Here is a 16860-nt window from a genome sequence, read left to right on the forward strand (position 1 = left end):
CCAGCATTCTCCTTGCTGCCATCAGGGAACCGTGTAGAGGTGCACCTTGGCGGTCGGATCGTTCGCGATGATCCGCTGCTTGTGCCCCGGCGCCCGGGTGGGCGGCGGTACGTCGTACTCCGCGTAGTGCCGTCGGCCGTTCAGAGTGTATTGGAGGTCAGGCCGATTGACGCCGACCCTATCGCCGTTGATGTTCACCTGCTGCTGATTGACACGCATGTCGGTGGCACCGCGCGCCCGGAGCGCCCGGATGTCGTTCTGCAGCTGGGCATTCTGGGTCGGACTGTTCCCGATCGGGCGGTTCAGTGACTTGGCCGCCGGCGCGATCGGGCTGACTGCCTTGTCCCGAGCGGTGCGTGGCGCCACTCTGCCGGTTGCCTGCCGGGCGACCGCGGCGACCTTGCCCGCTGTCTTCCCGCCGGCGGTCTTGATCGCACCGGTGGCGGCCTTCGCCGCGCCCGATACGGCTTGGCCGGCCGCGGAGTTGGCGATCGACGTACCGGCCTTGCTGGCGGCCGCGGTCACCGCCTTGCCCGCGGTCGTGTTGGCGAGCGCTCTGGCCCCGGCTCCGACGCCTGCGCCGATTCCCGCGGTCAGACCACCGACCGCGGCCCCGACACCGACTTCGGTGGCCAGGCCGCCCCAGGAGAAGTCCTTCTTCCCCTCGGCGACATCGACCCCGTACCCGGCCGCCGCACCGGCCGCGCCGGCCGCCACACCAGCCATGACCAGGCATCCGACACCGGTCGCACAGACAGCGCCGATGGCGATGCCGACACCGATGCCTACGGCAATGTTGGTGATCAGTCCCTTGTGCTCGTCGACCCAGTCGACCGCCTTGCTGACACCGCTCTTCACGGCGTTCCAGGCACCCGACAGACTCCACAGGCCGGTCGGGTCGACGTACGTGATCGGGTTGTTCTCGGCGTACGAGTACGGGTTCGCCGCCTGGGCGGACGATCCGTCGGTCGCCGGGTCGGTGGACAGGAACCTGCCCAGGGTCGCGTCGAAGTACCGCTCACCGAGCGCGTTCAGCCCGGTGGTCGGATCCTTGATCTTGTTCAGCCAGCCGTGCTCGGATGGTAATGGTGGCAGCAGGTTGCGGATCTCGCCGTACGGCGAGTAGTAGGTCCGCGCCGCGATACTGGTGCCGTCGGCAACCGAAATCTGCGCCGACCCCTGCTGGTCGTTCAGCTGCCAGACCACGTTGCCCAGGGTCTGGCGGACCGCGATCGACACCCCCGCCTGGTCGTAGAACCGGCTGGACACCTTGAGGACACCGGCGACGATCGTGAGCTCCTGGCCGTCGATGTACAGCGTCGCGGTCACTCCGAGCGGATCGACCCGGGCCATCCGGGTCCCGTCCGGCAGATAGACGAACTGCGTCTGGCTGACCAGCGTGCTGGTCTCGGACTCGAGCCGCTGCTGGGCGTCCCACTCGAGCTTGGTCGGGACCAGTCCACCGAGCAGGCCGGGCCGCTCGATCATCGCGCCGTTCGCGTCGTACTTGAACCCGGCCGCGCCCGCCTTCGTCACCGCGTGCGGGTGCGCCGGATCGCCGTACGTGTACTTCTTCGTCACGCCCAGCGTCGTCTCCGACAGCAGGTTGCCGTCCGGCGAATAGGTCCAGGACTGGTTGTAGCCGGCCGGTCCGTCGTGGACGGTGTCCGACGAGCCGTCCGAACAGTCGGTCTGGTACGTGGTCCAGCTGTGGCTCAGCCGGTTGAGGCCGTCGTAGTCGAAGCAGGTGGCGACCGACTTCGGACCCGTGACGTCGGTGATCTGCTGAATGTTCCCGTCCGGATCCCAGGTGTAGCTGTCGTCCTGGGCAGCCTTGTCGTCGTCGATCAGGGTCTGGATCCGGGACAGTCGCTGGGTCTGTGGCTCATAGGCGTAGGCCCGCCGCAGCGAGTGATGCGCGTTCGCGTACTCGCGGCCGGCCAGCTTGCCGTCCGCCGCGTAGCCGGTCGACGTGACATACGGGTCCGTATGTGTGGAACCGGTCAGCGGATCCGTGAGCTCACCGGACAGCGTCGTCGGATTCCCCAGATTGTCGTACCCGGTGGTGATCGTCTCCTTCGGGTTGCCGAGCGCCGGCTCCTGGTACGTCGTGGTGACCTTGTTGTCGGCCTCGTCGTACCCGTAGTTCACCGTGTACGACGAGCCGTTCAGCAGGCCGCCCACACCCTGCGGGAACGTCCACTTGCGACCGGTGATCCGGCCGCGGGCGTCGTACCCGGTGGCGGCCCGGCTGAACGCCTTGCCCTTCCAGTACGTCGTCTGCGCGGTGCCACGGCCGATGCCGTTCGGGATGTCGGTCGAGTCGTACGTCCAGGCGGCGATCTTCTCGCCGGTCCCGGCCGGACCGGCGTACCGGGCGGTCGGCCGATCCAGAGCGTCGTACTGCGTGGACAGAGTCGGGCCCGGCCGTCCGGACGCCAGGGTCTTCGCGTCCCAGGTCGCGAGGACGTTCCCCTCGTCGTCGTACTCGGTACGGCTCCGGCCGGAGTCGGCGTCCACGGTCTCGGTCCTGCGCGCGAGCAGGTCGTAGCTGAACGTCGACTTGTGACCGCCCGGATCCGTCGTACTGGCGAGCTGACCAGACGGGTAGTACGTGTACGTCGTCGCCGCGATCGACGACCCGGTCCCGTCCTCGGTCTTCACCTGGCGACCGCGGACGTCGATCCAGGACGTCTTCACGACGCCGCCTTCGGGAGGTGTGGTCCGCACATGATCGCCGAAGTACGCGGTGGACGTGCTCCACAACTCCTTGCCCTGGGCAAAGTGTGCGGCCTTGGTATTACGCCCGAGGGCGTCATAGCTGTGCCGCGTCTCGATCACCTGATCACCCGGCACTGCTCGGAGCGAACTCCCCGCAGCACCGTCGACGACGACCGGAAGCGACTCCGCGGCAACATGGCCGGTGTCGTCGTAGCGGGTGTCGGTGACGATCGTCTTCGGCTTCTCGCCGGTCGACGCCGGCGAGACCTCTTGGGTCTGGCGTTCGCGGCCGGTCGAGTCGAGGAAGGACCACGACGTCACGTAGGTCGTCCCGGACTGCAGCTCCTTGGTGGTCACCAACGGAGGCTGTTTGTGGTCCGGGTCGAGCTGGTAGCTGAACACCTTCGCCGCGGGAGCGTCCGCGGCCTGACCGGGCAGCCGGACTGTCGCCAGACGGCCGAGCGGGTCATAGGTCTGGGACGTGATCTGGTTGTTGGCGTCCTTGACCGTCGACGGCTGCTGGCGATCGGGGTCCATCGTCGTGACCTCGGCCTGACCGAGGGCGTTGGTCTCGGTCACGGTGACCGGCCGGCCGGTCGCCGGGCTGTAGGCGGTCTTGTTCGTGTGACCGTTGGCGTCGGTTTCGGTGATGCCACGGCCGTAGGCGTCGAAGGTGGCTGAGGTCGTGGTGGTCTTGGTGATGTCGTTCGGACCGCTGGCGGTCACCGCCGAGACGGTCTTGGTGACGTCACCCTTGCTGACCGGGCCACCGACCGTCGCGGAACCGTCGTAGTACTGATCCTTGGCCGAGATCAGGCTCTTCGGTGCGGCACAGGTGCCTTCGTAGGTGCGAATCCGGTACGGGAACGCGAGCATCCAGTCCTGGATCGTGGCGTCGTCGCGCGCATAGCTCGTGCGCGTACAGCGGACATCGTCACCGGCGGTGTCCAGGACCTCGGTCGCCTGGCCGTACTCGTCGTACGTCGTGGTCAGCTTCGTGGTCCGGGTGCTGCGCGTTCCGCCTGACTCGGGGACGACGGTCTCCCGTTTCACCGATTCGCTCTCGACGACCAGGTGCGCATCGTCGTCTGCATCGGTCTCGCCCGGCTTGATCGGGGTCGTGTGCGCCGAGATGTAGGTGTGCAGCGAACCACCGAGCTCGTACGACGGGTTGCCGTCGGCGTCCAGCGCGAACTGCTGGGTCTCCCGTTCCTTCCCGCGCAACCAGGGCACGTCCTTGACCGAACCGCCGGTCGAGTCGACCACGTCGACGGACTTCTTACCGCCGTTCGCGAGCCGGTCCCCGTCCATCCCCTGGAAGAACAGGTTCCTGGTGAGCTCGAGCGGCTTACCCGCCTGGGACAGCTTGGCCACGTCGACCGAGCCGTACCCGCGCCAGTCGCTCCACGTCTTCCGCTTGGTCGGTGTGACGTCGTCATCGTCGTAGTGCCAGGACGGCTTGCCGCGGTAGCGGTACTCGTTCACCTGCTGTGGCGCGCCGCCGGCCTGGTCGACGACAGTGACCTTGCTGACCAGATACCGGTGCCACCAGCCGAAGCCGGAGCTGTCGCCGTTCGAACGCCAGCCCGGGAAGCAGGTCTGGGCGTTGGTGTCGGCCTTACCCTCGGGGAAGTTGTCGATCGTGCACCCGTCCGGCTGACCGTAGCCGACCTCGACCCGGCGGCCGAGCTCGTCGGTGACCGTGGTGACCCGCAACTTCTCGAGCTTCGGTACGCCGCTCCCGGGGGCGGCGTCGACCCGGTTCGGTGACTCGCGACCCGCGATCACGACCGGGGGCAGCTTCTCCGTACCGGAACCGCCGAGGCCGACCTGCTGGAACTTCTCCAGCCACAACGACGCGCTGGTCCCATCGGACGGCTTCGGGAACGAGTACGTAAAGTCCACCCGATCGACGTCGACGAAGTCGGTGCCGTCATTGCGCTGAGATGTGACCGAACGCAGCAGCTGGTTGGTGAAGAAGCTCGGTGACTTCTGCTCGTCGCCGGTACAGCTGCCGGTGCACACCTGGTCCATCGGTACGTCGGGATACGAGGACGCGTGGTCCTTGTCGAACGCGGGACACGTGCCGGACCCACCGTTTGCCTCGATACACCGCAGTTCGGTCGTGAAGTGCAGTCGCGCGGGCGCCGTCGTACCCTCTTCGCCGGAGCGCTGGGAGTAGACGATGTCGCGGACGTGGCCGCCGCGGATGTAGTCGGTCGACTTGCCGGACTCGCCGTTGCGGGCGTACCTGTTCTTCTCGGTCTCGTAGAAGTACGTCGTACTGTTGCCGTGGGCATCGACTACGCCATCGAGGTTCCAGCGCCAGGCCTGGGTGCACCAGGAGTCCTCCACGCTGCTCTTGTGACACGGTTCGCCGTCGTCGTCGCCGAAGACGGGCGCCGTGAAGACGGAGTTGGTCGCCGTACCGGTGGTCGCCTGCTTGCCGCGGCCGAAGGTGAAGGTCATCCCCTGCGGCGTCTGGACGACCCAGTACTCGCCGTCGTTGTCGCCGTTGTCGGCGTCCTTCTTGCGTTCCACTCGCCAGCCCGGATCCTGTTTGGCGCGCCAGACATCGCCGCCGGCGGCCTTGTCCTTGACCAGCTCGGAAGAGGTGCCTTCGAGGGACAGCATCAGCTGGTCACCGGCCCAGCACAGGTCACCGGTGTCACCGCCGTCGTCGGAGCAGCCGTTGTACCGGCGCTCGAGGTACGGCGTGTCGAGGTTCCAGCCGAGGCCCGCCCATGAGGGCTGGGCGTTCTCGGACGCGGTCATACCGTCGACGGACTGCGACGAGTAGGACAGGTCCAGATCCGGCGCCTTGCCGGAGAGCGCGGCGACCTTCGGGATCGGGTAACTCCAGTTGAAATCACCCGACTGCAGGCCGACGGACCACTTGCTCGACGACGAGAGCTTGGTCGCCGTGTACGAGCCGGCTTCGCCGTTCGGTGCCGCTGCGACGACGTACACCAGACCCTGCTGGGCGGCGGGCAACGTCGCGGTGAGCTTGTGGTTGACGAGGTCGAGCTTGCTCGGCACCGGCCGGCTGGTTGCGCACGCGGCCGCTGCCGGAGTCTTCAGAGCGCAAGCGGGCTTGGCGATCAGTCGCAGCCGGGACTCGAAGTTGCCGCCGTAGGCGCCGGCGAAACCGCTGATGTCGACGCTGACGCCGACCGGCGCGGAACGGCGGCTGCCGTCGGCGCGGGTGAGCTTCAGCGCGAGGCCGTGACCACCGAGCTTCTCGGCGACCTTGTGGTCGTAGGTCGCGACGGTCACCTGCTCCGGACCACCGGTGACCGGTTGCAAGGAAACGGCCCCAGCGCTACGGGAGCGGCTGGAGCCGGTGAGTTCGACGGTTGCGGTGCCGGCGGTGGGCCACACGACTTTCGTCGGGGTCGCCTGCGGCCGGGCGGTGCCGGCGGTGGACGGATCGAGTTGGGTCGGCACTGTCCGGTCCGATACGGAGATGACCGAATTCTCGGCGGACACCGGATCCGGCTTCTTCTTCGGACCGGCCGCGGCGGCCGGTGGTCCTTGCAGAACAGCGGCCGCGACAACGAGCGCCAGAACAGCCGCAGTGATGGATTTCGGGCGGGACGAATCCATGCCTCACTCCCCCAGAGAGTTGCGTCGTGTCGGGCGTAACACGACGCGATCAAACTTCTCTGAGGGTTCGGCCTTCTGTCAAGATGTTTGCTGAGGCTCGAATCTCTAGGCCTGGTTGGCCAACAAGGTCCGGACCAGACGCAGGCCGACCGAGAGGTGGGCGAGTTCGGGGCCCTCGGTGTCGACGATCTCTTCGAGCATGGTGGCTGCGCGGGACAGTGCCGTGGCGTTCTGGTCCTGCCAGGCGATGACCCTGGTTTCGGGGTCGGCGTTGGCGTCCGTGGTGGCCAGGACCTGGCGGGTGAGGCGGGCGTGGACGGCATGCAGGTCGTCGCGGAGGGCGGCCCGGGCCATCGTCTGCCAGCGGTCGGTCCGCGGGAGGCCGATGATGCGCTCGAGGAAGAGGCCCAGCTGGAGCCGTTCGTTCAACGCGAAGTGAACCTTGGCGACCTCGAAGATGTCGAGGTCGTCGGCCGAAGCGGTCTCGACGATGCCCAGACCCGCGTACGCCGGGGGCAGGATCGCGATGCTGGTCGCGACCTCGACGGGCACGGCCTTCTCGACCAGCGTCTCGCGACGGTGCTCGAACAACGCCAGCTCGCGCCCGCGCAGCAGCTCCGGCAGCGCCGTGGTGAGCTTGGCGATACCGGGACCGAAGGTGTCGATCAGGTCCTGGATGTCGACCGGCGGCCGGCGGTTGCTGACCAGCCAGCGGGTCGCGCGCTCGACGAGCGTGCGGGTCTCCAGCCGCATGTGCGTCTGGGTGGCCGCGTCGACCACGTTGTCCAGCTCGGCATTCGCCGACAACAGGTCCGGCTGCGCGAAGATCCGGGACGCGGCCAGGTTCGCCCGTACGACGTCCTCGACCGAACCACCGGTCTCCAGCGAGAGCCGGTGGAACGCGGTGATGCCCGACGTGTTCACGAACTCGTTCACCACCTGCGTGGTGATGATCTCGCGGCGCAGCTGGTGGGACTGGATCTGGTCGGCGAACCGGTCCTGGATCGCCTTCGGGAAGTACGACGCGAGTTTGTGCTTGAGGAACGCGTCGTCGGGCAGCGTGGTCTTCAGCAGCTCGGCTTCGAGCACGATCTTGGTGTAGGCAATCAGCACCGACAGCTCCGGCGAGGTCAGCCCACGCCCGTCGGCCTTGCGGCGCTTGAACTCCGCGACACTCGGCAGGAACTCGAGTTCGCGGTCCAGCAGCTTCTGCTTCTCCAGCCGCCGTACCCAGTCCTGGTGCACGTGCATCAACGCCGGGGCCTGCGCGGTCGCGTTCGCCAGGGCGATGTTCTGCCGGTAGTTCGACTTCAGCACCAGCCCGCCGACCTCGTCCGTCATCGACGCGATGATGTCGTTGCGCTGCTTCTCGGTCAGATCGCCGTCGGCGACCACCGTGTCGAGCAGGATCTTGATGTTGACCTCGTGGTCGGAGGTGTCCACCCCGGCCACGTTGTCGATGAAATCGGTGTTGATCCGCCCACCGGCCGCGGCGTACTCGATCCGGCCGAGCTGGGTGAAGCCCAGGTTCCCGCCCTCACCGACCGCCTTGGCCCGCAGCTCCGAACCGTTGATCCGGATCGAGTCGTTGGCCTTGTCGCCGACATCGCCGTGCGACTCGGCGGCCGCCTTCACGTAGGTGCCGATCCCGCCGTTCCAGAACAGGTCGACCGGAGCCTTCAGGATCGCGTTCATCAGCTCGGCCGGGGTCAGCCGGGCCGGTGAACCCGCGATCCCGAGCGCGTGGCAGATCTCGACCGAGACCGGGATCGCCTTCTCGGTCCGCGGGTAGACACCGCCGCCTTCGGAGATCAGCGCCGGGTCGTAGTCGGCCCACGACGAGCGCGGCAGCTCGAACAACCGGCGCCGCTCCGCGAACGACTTCGCCGCATCGGGCGTCGGATCCAGGAAGATGTGCCGGTGGTCGAAGGCCGCGACCAGCTGGATGTGCTCCGACAACAGCATCCCGTTACCGAACACGTCACCGGACATGTCGCCGACACCGACCACGGTGAACGGCTCGTTCTGGCAGTCGTGGCCCATCTCGCGGAAGTGCCGCTTGACCGACTCCCACGCACCGCGCGCGGTGATCCCCATCGCCTTGTGGTCGTAACCCACCGAACCACCCGACGCGAACGCGTCGCCCAGCCAGAAGCCGTACTCCTTCGCCACACCGTTCGCGATGTCGGAGAACGTCGCCGTACCTTTGTCCGCGGCAACGACCAGGTACGCGTCGTCGTGGTCGTACCGCACCACGTCCCGCGGCGGAACGATGTCACCGGCAACAATATTGTCGGTGATGTCCAGCAACCCGGAGATGAACGTCTTGTACGACGCGATCCCCTCCGCCAGCCACGCATCGCGATCCACCGAGGGATCCGGCAGCTGCTTGGCGTAGAACCCGCCCTTCGCGCCGACCGGCACGATCACCGAGTTCTTCACCATCTGCGCCTTGACCAGCCCCAGCACCTCGGTGCGGAAGTCCTCCCGCCGGTCCGACCAGCGCAGCCCACCACGCGCAACCGCGCCGAACCGCAGGTGCACACCCTCGACCTGCGGTGAGTACACGAAGATCTCGTACGCCGGCCGCGGCTGCGGCAGCTCGGGAATCGCCTTCGGCTCGAGCTTCAGCGAGATGTACGTCCGCGGCTGTCCGTCGGCGCCCGGCTGGAAGTAGTTGGTCCGCAGCGTCGCCTTCATCACCGTCAGGTACGACCGCAGGATCCGGTCCTCGTCCAGCGACTGCACGGTGTCCAGCGCCGCAAGGATCTCCTTCTCCAGCAGATCGCACTGCGCGACCCGCTCCGGGTCGTCGGCGTCTCCGCGGGTCGGGTCGAAGCTGGTCTCGAACAGCTGGACCAGCAGCCCGGCCACGTCCACGTGGGCGAGGAAGGTGTTCTCGATGTAGTCCTGGCTGAACGGCGTACCACCCTGGCGGATGTAGCGCTGGTACGCGCGCAGGATCGACACCTGCCGCCAGCTCAGGCCACCACGCAGTACAAGTGCGTTGAGCTTGTCGGACTCGGCCCGGCCCTGCCAGACGGCCTGGAAGGTGTCGGAGAAGAGCTGCCGGAGCTCCTCACGCTCCTCGGTCTTCGGCGGTGCCTTGAGCCCGAAGTCGTAGATGTAGACCATGCCGTCGTCGCGGCGGATCTCGTACGGGCGTTCGTCGATCACCTCGACGCCCATGTGGGTCAGTAGCGGCAGCACCTGGGACAGCGACAGCGCGGAGCCGGTCCGGAACACCTTGAACCGGCGCTCCCCCGCCCATTCCTCGTCGATCGGGCTGTACAGCGACATGGCCAGTCCGTTGTCGGACGGCAGCCCCTCCAGCACGGCGACGTCGTTCACCGCGACGCGGGCGTCGAAGTCCTCCTTGTACGCCTCCGGGAACGCATCGGCGTACCGGCGGGCCAGCTGGGTGACCGCTCCGTCGCCGCCCTTGGCGTGCAGGGCCGCGGTGAAGTCGTCCTCCCAGGCCCGGGTGGCCTCGATGATGCGCTGCTCGAGCAGCTCCTGGTCGTAGTCGCCGACCGTCGTCCCGTGCGCCATCCGGACGACGAAGTGGACACGTGCGAGCACGGACTCCGTCACGTACGCCGCGTAGGTGACCGACTCGGCACCGATGGCGTCCTTGAGGATCTGCTGCATCTTCAGCCGGACCGCAGTCGTGTAGCGGTCACGCGGCAGGTACACCAGGCAGGACAGGTAGCGGTTGTAGACGTCCCGCCGTACGAACAGCTTGACCGCGCGGCGCTCCTGCAGGTGCAGCACCGACTGCACGATCGGCAGTAGGTCCTCGACCGGTGCCTGCAGCAGCTCGTCACGCGGGTAGGTCTCGAGTACGTCGAGCAGTCCTTTGCCACTGTGGCTGTTCGGGTCGAAGCCGGTCAGCCGGAACAGCTCCAGCGCCTTGCGCCGCAGCACCGGCACCTGCATGACGCTCTCGGTGTATGCCGTCGACGAGAGCAGACCGATGAAACGGCACTCGCGGACCGGGTCGCCGTTCTCGTCGAACTGCTTGATCCCGACATAGTCCAGGTACGTCGAGCGGTGCACGGTGGACCGCGAGTTCGCCTTGGTCAGGATCATCAGCTTGCGCTCACGGGCCTTGGCGCTCACCTCGGGCGGGAGCTTGCCGGTGCCCGGCTTCGGGTCCGGCCGCAGGATGCCCAGGCCGGTCCCCGGACGGCCACGCAGGATGCCCTGGTCGCCATCCATGGTGAAGTCGTACTCGCGGTAGCCGAGGAAGGTGAAGTGCTCGTCGGCGAGCCACTCCAGCAGCTCCTTGGCCTCCTCCACCTCGTTCGCGCTGACGGGCAGGGTGGCCGGGTCCAGCGAGGCGGCGATGCTGGTCGCCTTCTCGTGCATCTTCGGCCAGTCCTCGACCGCTTCGCGGACGTCGTGCAGCGCCTGCTGCAGCGCCTCCTCCAGGGCCCGGTGCTGGGCCACGTCGGCGATCCGCTCGATCTCCAGGTGCATCCAGCTCTCGCGGACCAGGTCGTGCGCGTCCGAGGCGGCGGTGTCGTCCAGCACCTCCTCCAGGGTGCCGGTGACGTCGCGGCGGACCACGAACTGCGGGTGGATCAGCAGCTGGATCTCGAGGTCGCGGGCGGTGATCACCATCGAGGCACTGTCGACCAGGAACGGCATGTCGTCGATGACGATCTCCACGACGGTCCGCCCGTTGGCGGTCCAGCCGTGCTCTTCCAGGGTCGGGGTGAAGACGTGCACCTTCGCCGTGCCCTGCGGGCGGGAGACCGCGCTCTTGTAGTGGTGCCGGGCCGCCCCCAGGCAGTCGGCCGGCTGGCGCTCGGCCACGTCCTCGGCAGCGACGTGCCGGTAGTAACGCTCGAGGAAGGTCTTCAGCTTGCCGGGATCAGCCGACTTGTCGTGACCGTGTGTCCCCGCCGCCACCGCCTTGGCGAGTACATCCGCCTTCTGGACGTCCAGCTTGCTCTGCATTCCCCACCGTCTCCACGTGACCAAATTCGGTGCCGCCGGCACCGGCCGCACGCCTTTGTGCGGTCACTCAGAGATTAGTCCACCTTGGTCACTGGTGTGATGTCGGGACGGCCCTGTCCGGGCACTGGTCAGTAACCCTTAACAGTCTTGTCGAGACGCAGTGCCAGCGCCGGACAGGCCAGGACTGCACGGCGTGCATCCGGTACCTCACCAGCGGTGATTTCGCGGCCTTTCAGGACCGGAAAGCCCCACTCGTCGAGACCTACGTCACCACCCAGCAGCGTCGCGCACAGTCCGTGCCCGTCGCACCGGGTCCAGTCGATTTCCAGCCTAGCCATGGGTGACCTCCAGAACGCCTAGCACCGGGCGGCCGCACCCGCCGGCCAGGTGTTGTCGTACGTCGTCGTCGAATGTCTCGAGGGCCGAGGCGAGGAACCGGGCAGCGCCGTCCGGGTGGGCGCACGCACCCCGGCCCGGAACCAGGCCCAGGTGCCGCTGAGCGTCGTACCAGCCGGAGGCGTCGCCGCGGACTATGCGGTCGAAGTCGTCGACCAGTCCGGCGAGGCCGAAGACGCAGGGGCCGCACTGGCCGGCTGACTGACTCGCCAGCCACTGGGCGACCCGGTGGACCTCACCGAGCGGGCAGGTCTCCGTCCCGAGTGCCACGACGATGCCCGTGCCTTGCAGCGTGACGCCGGTCGTCTGAGGCACCCAGCGGCCGTGGTACCCACCGAGCAGCACCGGACCGGGGTCAGCGCCGGTGTATTGCAGCACTGTCTCCAGCGGTACGCCGGTCGGCGTCTCGATCACGCCTGGTCGTCGTACCGCGCCGGCGACGGTCAGCAGCTGGGTGCCCGGCTCGCTACTCAGTCCGGTGCTGCTGTAGCTGCGCGAACCAAGTCGGGCGAGTACGGCGAGCTGGGCGAACGTCTCGACGTTCGAAAGGAAGGTGGGGCGCCGGTGGTAGCCCTGCTGGGTGGGCAGCACCTTCCGCCCGGGCGGTACCGCAGGTCCACCTTCGAGAGCACTCAGCACTGCCCGCGCCTCTCCGGCCACGAACCGTCCGGGCGTTTCGGTCACCTCGATGGCCAATCGGTCGTCGCGTTCGAGGATCGCCTCCCGGACGGACAGCGCCGCTTCGGCGTCGTGGACGGCGATCAGCACGTGCGGTGCGCCCAGTGCATGGGCCAGACCGGTGGCGCCGTCCAGAACCAGATGCGGTGCGAGGGTGAGCAACAGCCGGTCCTTGCGACTGACGGGCTCGCTCTCGGAGCCGTTGACGACCACTGCCTCGATCCCACGCTCCGGAAGGCCGGCCAGCTTGCGGGCGACTGGGAAAGCCGCACCGCCGCGTCCTTTGAGACCGACTGCTTCACACAGCTCGGCGTACGCCGAGCGGGTGAGCTGGGGCTGCGCACCGTGGGTCCACAGATGCGCCTGGCGGTCCAGCCGACCACGGTCGAGTCCGGCGAGGAGACGGGCGTCTCCGATCACACTGGCTCTGCTCACGTTATTAGGCAGCAAGGTCGTCATCGGGTCCTCACGAGGTTGGGTGGCGCATAGGTGTGCGCGCGGTAGAAGCCGGCTCCGACCACGGCGACCATGCAGCCGAGGGTGATGCCGAGCATCCACGGCGTACTGCGGTCGGTTCCGGACAGGAGCGCGTGCCCGATGGACAGGGCCCAGCCGACTGAGGCGGCGATGTGGATCGTGCGCCAGTACTTACTGAAGGCTGGATACTGCGCCAGCCGACCACGGGCCGCTCCAGCGACCGCGGCCAAAACCAGCCCGTAGAGGGCGAGTGTGCCGATCGCCATGGCAAACGGGCGGTAGCCGGAGCCGAAGGGCCAGATCAGAACGGTCGGACTGATCGCCACGTTGCTGTCGGCGATCACTGCGAACACGTGGGCGCCGAGGAGCACCAGTCCGGTGACGGCCGCGGAGCGGTGCACGTACTGGAGCCAGAAACGGCGCTCCGGGTGCCGGTTGGCCGAGGTGATGATCCCGAGAGCCGCTGCCAGCGTGAACATGATCATGGCGACCACACCGGCCGCGCGGGCGACGTACCAGAGTGTCATCAGGCGGCCTGCGTCGATGCGGGCCAGCCGGCAACTTCGGTGACCTCACCATCGTTGGCGACCATCCGAGCCGGGTGTCCGGCCAGGGTCAGTCGCCCGACAGCCGCCTCGCCGGTGGCGATGAGCGCCGTACTGAAGGTGTTCGCCCGGACGGCGGTCGGCGCCCAGACCGATGCGGTTCGCCAGGGACCGTCAGCCGGCCGTCCGGTCCGCGGGTCGATGATGTGGTGCCCGTTCTCCCAGCAGCGTGAGGTGCGGGTTGAGGTGGTCAGGCCGCCATGGGCGAGCGTGACGAGTACGCCAGGGTCACCCGCCCGCTCAGCCACGGTGATGACCCACGGCTCGGCCGGCTCTCCGGCTGCACACAGGTCGCCACCGATCTCGACCAGCACTGCGCAGCCATAGCGCTTGCTCAGCACCAGTGCGGCACGGTCGGCGGTCCAGGCCTTGGCTGTCGCACCCAGGTCGAGTGCGGCACCTTCTGGTACGCCGAGCAGCGCGAGCTTGCGGTTGAGCTGCACGTGCTGCCAGCCAGGGACAGCCGCTGACAGCGGGGCCGGTGCGGCGAGGCGACGCCGTACGGTCTCGATGTCGTTGTCGTAGCCGGCGGCGATCACCGCGGCACCAACGGTCGGGTCCACTGCGCCACCACTGATCGAGGCGGCCATCAGGCTCACATCGACCAGGTCGACCAGCAGCCGGGAGACGGGGACCATCGCACCGCCACGCTGATTGACGATCGACAGCTCAGAGTCCGGACGGAAGCGGCTGGCGGCCTTGTCGACGCGATCCATCAGCGCCTTCAGCTCACCGCAGGCCGCGCCAAGTACGGCGGGGTCGTCGACGGTCAGGCGGACCGTGCAGCTCCAGGCGGTCCAGGTCCGGGAGGCGCTCATGATCCGTTGCTCCCGCCCTGCGGAGTGGAGTCGGTGGGGGCGGTGCCCAGACCGCTACCGCTCGAGGTGCTCCCGGTCGAGTCGCTGGACGTCGACGTACCGGAGTCGGTCGAGCTGGTGGCGGGGGTGGCGTGCCGGGCGGAGACGACGGCGACGGACAGACCTGCCGTGCCGATGCCGAGTACGGCGGTGGCCGCCGCGGCCACGGAGGCCCGCCGCAACCAGCGCCGCCGCCGGTCGGAGAAATCGTCGAACGCTGCTGTGGTGACCATGACCGACAGCCTCGTCGCGCGCGCCTCAGCCGCACTCCAAGAGACCCTCAAGCGAGCGTCAAGTTCTGCTGAGAACTACCTGAGCACGGCTCTCAGGTCAGCAGTGGCCGCGAACCTCGGGCGGGCACTCGGAGGACTCGTGCTTGCGGATGGCGTCGACGACCTCGGCCGACGCCTCGCCCAGTGCGGTCAGCCGCTCCGGACCGAACACGTCGACGAAGAACTTCCGGATCCGGGCCGCGTGCTCCGGAGCACAGGCCTCGATCGCCGCCCGGCCCTCGTCGGTGATCGCAACCTCCGGATACCGCGCGTCACACGACTCACGCCGTACCAGCCCGCGCTTCTCCATCCGGGTCAGGTGGTGCGACATCCGGCTCTTCTCCCATTGCGTCGCCTGCCCGAGCTCGAACGCGCGCATCCGCCCGGTCTCCGCCTCGGACAGGTTCACCAGGATCTCGAAGTCGGACCCGGACAGGCCGAACTCGCGCTGGAGGTGCCGCTCCATGTGCGTCTCGAGCGTTTTGCGCATCAGCAGATAGCTGCGCCATGCCTTCTGCTCGTCGTCGTCGAGCCACGGTCCTTTACCCACATCCACCATCCTACCCGACCCGGTTGACACATCAACCTAACGCGCTACGATGGTCTTGGAGTTGACACATCAACCTACCTCTCACAAGGAGCAGGAATATGACCGAGCGCAAACTGATCGCCGTCGTCGGAGCCACCGGCAGCCAGGGCGGCGGACTGGTCCGCGCCATCCTCGACGACGCCTCCGGGGCGTACGCCGTCCGCGCACTGACCCGCAGCGCGCAGTCCCCGTCGGCCCAGGCACTCGCCGCCCAGGGCGCCGAGGTGGTCGAGGCCGACCTCGACGACGAGGCAAGCCTGCGGGCCGCCTTCGACGGCGTGTACGGCGCCTTCGTCGTCACGAACTACTGGGTCCAGCGCACCCCCGCCGAAGAGGCCGCCCGCACCCGCGCCGAGATGGAGCTGGACCAGGCCGGCAACGCCGCCCGCGCCGCCAAGGCCGCCGGCGTCAAGCACCTCGTGTGGTCGACGCTCGAGGACACCCGCGAATTCTTCGGCGACCGCGACGACGTCCCCAGCCTGGACGACGGCCGCTACAAGGTCCCCCACTTCGACGCCAAGGGCGAAGCCGACGAGGTCTTCCGCACCACCGGCGTCCCCACCACCTACCTCCGCACAACCTTCTACTTCGATGCCTTCCTGCAAGGCATGGAGCCGAAGCGCGACGCCGACGGCAAGATCACCATCACCTTCCCGATGTCCGACAAGCCCCTCTCCGGCGTAGCTTCCGACGACATCGGCCGCACCGCCCTGGAAATCCTCAAGCGCCCCGACCTCATCGGCGAAACCATCAGCATCGCCGGCGACCACCTCACCGGCCACCAGTACGCCGACCACCTGGCCGCCGCACTAGGCGAACCCGTCACCTACCAACCCCCCACCTGGAACGAATTCCGCACCTACGGCTTCCCGATGGCCATCGAGATGGCCAACATGTTCCAGTACTACGCGGAAAACCACGAGGAGTTCACCGGCGACCGCAACCTGGACGCCGTACGGGAACTCAACCCGCATCTGCAGTCCTTCGACACCTGGTTGTCGCTGCACAAGGACGAACTGAAGGCGGTCGTGAACTGACTTCACCGGCGCCCTGCGGACGGTCTAAAGACCTAGGGTGGGGAGGTCGGGCCAGGCGTAGACGGACTCGGAGAAGGTCTGGCCCTCGTCAAGGTGTGGGCGGCTGCCGATCAGCACGGCGCCGAGGGACTCGTAGAAGGCGCGGGCCGGTGCGTTGGCTGTGAGCACGCCTACCAGCAGGCGACGGGTCCCTCGGTCGGCCAGGTGACGGGAGAAGTCGGCGATCAGCAGGCGGCCGATTCCCTTCCGCTGGTGGGACGGATCGACGTACAGGGCCCAGCATTCGGCCGTCGGGACCTCGCTCCGGGCGGTGTCATCGTCCGGCCAGGGGTGCGGTGGGCCGACCATCGCGACCCCGACCAGCTCGCCGCCGCTGGCCGCGACCGAGATGTACTCGCCGGGCGAGGGCGTGGTCAGGTCCCGTCGCCACGCGGCGGCTGACGACTCGTATGTCCTGGACTGCAGCACGTCCGCCGGGACCTGTCCCTGGTGCCCGGCCCGGAACGAGTCGACGAACACCCGGGCCATCGCGTCGGCGTCATCCACCCGCGCCGGCCTGACGATCACCGTCATGGGCAACTCAGCGGGCCGACCGCGATGAAGTAGTTCACGATGTCCAGCTTGACAGCTTGGTGGCCGCCATGTCGCGGCCGGGCA

The 16860-nt window shown here is 67.9% G+C and carries 10 protein-coding genes; 1 reads left to right on the forward strand and 9 read right to left on the reverse strand.

Annotated features, from left to right (window positions below):
* Nucleotides 1-21: 21 nt before the first annotated feature.
* From ACFCV3_RS04525 to ACFCV3_RS04560, 8 genes are all read right to left on the reverse strand, one after another.
* A complete protein-coding gene (locus ACFCV3_RS04525) occupies nt 22-6327 on the reverse strand; it encodes an RHS repeat-associated core domain-containing protein (RefSeq protein WP_376026032.1) in 6306 nt (2101 codons plus the stop codon).
* Between the two features lie 105 nt (nt 6328-6432).
* Entirely contained in the window at nt 6433-11292 is a 4860-nt protein-coding gene (locus tag ACFCV3_RS04530; protein ID WP_376026033.1) for an NAD-glutamate dehydrogenase, read from the reverse strand.
* A 128-nt stretch (nt 11293-11420) separates the two neighbouring features.
* Nucleotides 11421-11630 carry a ferredoxin gene (locus tag ACFCV3_RS04535; protein WP_376026035.1) on the reverse strand — a complete coding sequence of 70 codons (210 nt, stop codon included), beginning with the start codon at nt 11628-11630 and terminating at the stop codon, nt 11421-11423.
* A complete protein-coding gene (locus ACFCV3_RS04540) occupies nt 11623-12801 on the reverse strand; it encodes an NADH-ubiquinone oxidoreductase-F iron-sulfur binding region domain-containing protein (RefSeq protein WP_376026037.1) in 1179 nt (392 codons plus the stop codon). The genes ACFCV3_RS04535 and ACFCV3_RS04540 overlap by 8 nt, the downstream gene beginning before the upstream one ends.
* Nucleotides 12802-12821: 20 nt before the next feature.
* Nucleotides 12822-13370, reverse strand: coding sequence for a hypothetical protein (locus ACFCV3_RS04545; protein WP_376026038.1), 549 nt, complete (start codon nt 13368-13370; stop codon nt 12822-12824).
* On the reverse strand, nt 13370-14266 hold the full coding sequence (locus tag ACFCV3_RS04550; protein WP_376026040.1) for an FAD:protein FMN transferase: 897 nt from the start codon (nt 14264-14266) through the stop codon (nt 13370-13372). The genes ACFCV3_RS04545 and ACFCV3_RS04550 overlap by 1 nt, the downstream gene beginning before the upstream one ends.
* On the reverse strand, nt 14263-14538 hold the full coding sequence (locus ACFCV3_RS04555; RefSeq protein ID WP_376026042.1) for a hypothetical protein: 276 nt from the start codon (nt 14536-14538) through the stop codon (nt 14263-14265). The genes ACFCV3_RS04550 and ACFCV3_RS04555 overlap by 4 nt, the downstream gene beginning before the upstream one ends.
* A gap of 97 nt (nt 14539-14635) precedes the next feature.
* A complete protein-coding gene (locus ACFCV3_RS04560; RefSeq protein ID WP_376026044.1) occupies nt 14636-15136 on the reverse strand; it encodes a MarR family winged helix-turn-helix transcriptional regulator in 501 nt (166 codons plus the stop codon).
* An 89-nt stretch (nt 15137-15225) separates the two neighbouring features.
* Here ACFCV3_RS04560 and ACFCV3_RS04565 point away from each other — a divergent pair, with 89 nt between their 5' ends.
* Entirely contained in the window at nt 15226-16203 is a 978-nt protein-coding gene (locus tag ACFCV3_RS04565; protein WP_376026045.1) for an NmrA/HSCARG family protein, read from the forward strand.
* 24 nt (nt 16204-16227) lie between these two features.
* Here the strand turns inward: ACFCV3_RS04565 and ACFCV3_RS04570 are convergent, their stop codons facing one another.
* Nucleotides 16228-16776 carry a GNAT family N-acetyltransferase gene (locus tag ACFCV3_RS04570; protein ID WP_376026047.1) on the reverse strand — a complete coding sequence of 183 codons (549 nt, stop codon included), beginning with the start codon at nt 16774-16776 and terminating at the stop codon, nt 16228-16230.
* Nucleotides 16777-16860: the final 84 nt, after the last annotated feature.

Origin of the sequence: Kribbella sp. NPDC056345, assembly GCF_042262745.1 — a bacterium.
Lineage (GTDB): Bacteria > Actinomycetota > Actinomycetes > Propionibacteriales > Kribbellaceae > Kribbella.

What these genes read in the sequence shown, in the direction of transcription:
- ACFCV3_RS04570 (WP_376026047.1), bottom strand. Translation starts at nt 16,776, where the DNA reads ATGACGGTGATCGTCAGGCCGGCGCGGGTGGATGACGCCGACGCGATG.
- ACFCV3_RS04525 (WP_376026032.1), bottom strand. Translation starts at nt 6,327, where the DNA reads ATGGATTCGTCCCGCCCGAAATCCATCACTGCGGCTGTTCTGGCGCTC.
- ACFCV3_RS04565 (WP_376026045.1), top strand. Translation starts at nt 15,226, where the DNA reads ATGACCGAGCGCAAACTGATCGCCGTCGTCGGAGCCACCGGCAGCCAG.
- ACFCV3_RS04545 (WP_376026038.1), bottom strand. Translation starts at nt 13,370, where the DNA reads ATGACACTCTGGTACGTCGCCCGCGCGGCCGGTGTGGTCGCCATGATC.
- ACFCV3_RS04535 (WP_376026035.1), bottom strand. Translation starts at nt 11,630, where the DNA reads ATGGCTAGGCTGGAAATCGACTGGACCCGGTGCGACGGGCACGGACTG.
- ACFCV3_RS04560 (WP_376026044.1), bottom strand. Translation starts at nt 15,136, where the DNA reads ATGGTGGATGTGGGTAAAGGACCGTGGCTCGACGACGACGAGCAGAAG.
- ACFCV3_RS04530 (WP_376026033.1), bottom strand. Translation starts at nt 11,292, where the DNA reads ATGCAGAGCAAGCTGGACGTCCAGAAGGCGGATGTACTCGCCAAGGCG.
- ACFCV3_RS04550 (WP_376026040.1), bottom strand. Translation starts at nt 14,266, where the DNA reads ATGAGCGCCTCCCGGACCTGGACCGCCTGGAGCTGCACGGTCCGCCTG.
- ACFCV3_RS04555 (WP_376026042.1), bottom strand. Translation starts at nt 14,538, where the DNA reads ATGGTCACCACAGCAGCGTTCGACGATTTCTCCGACCGGCGGCGGCGC.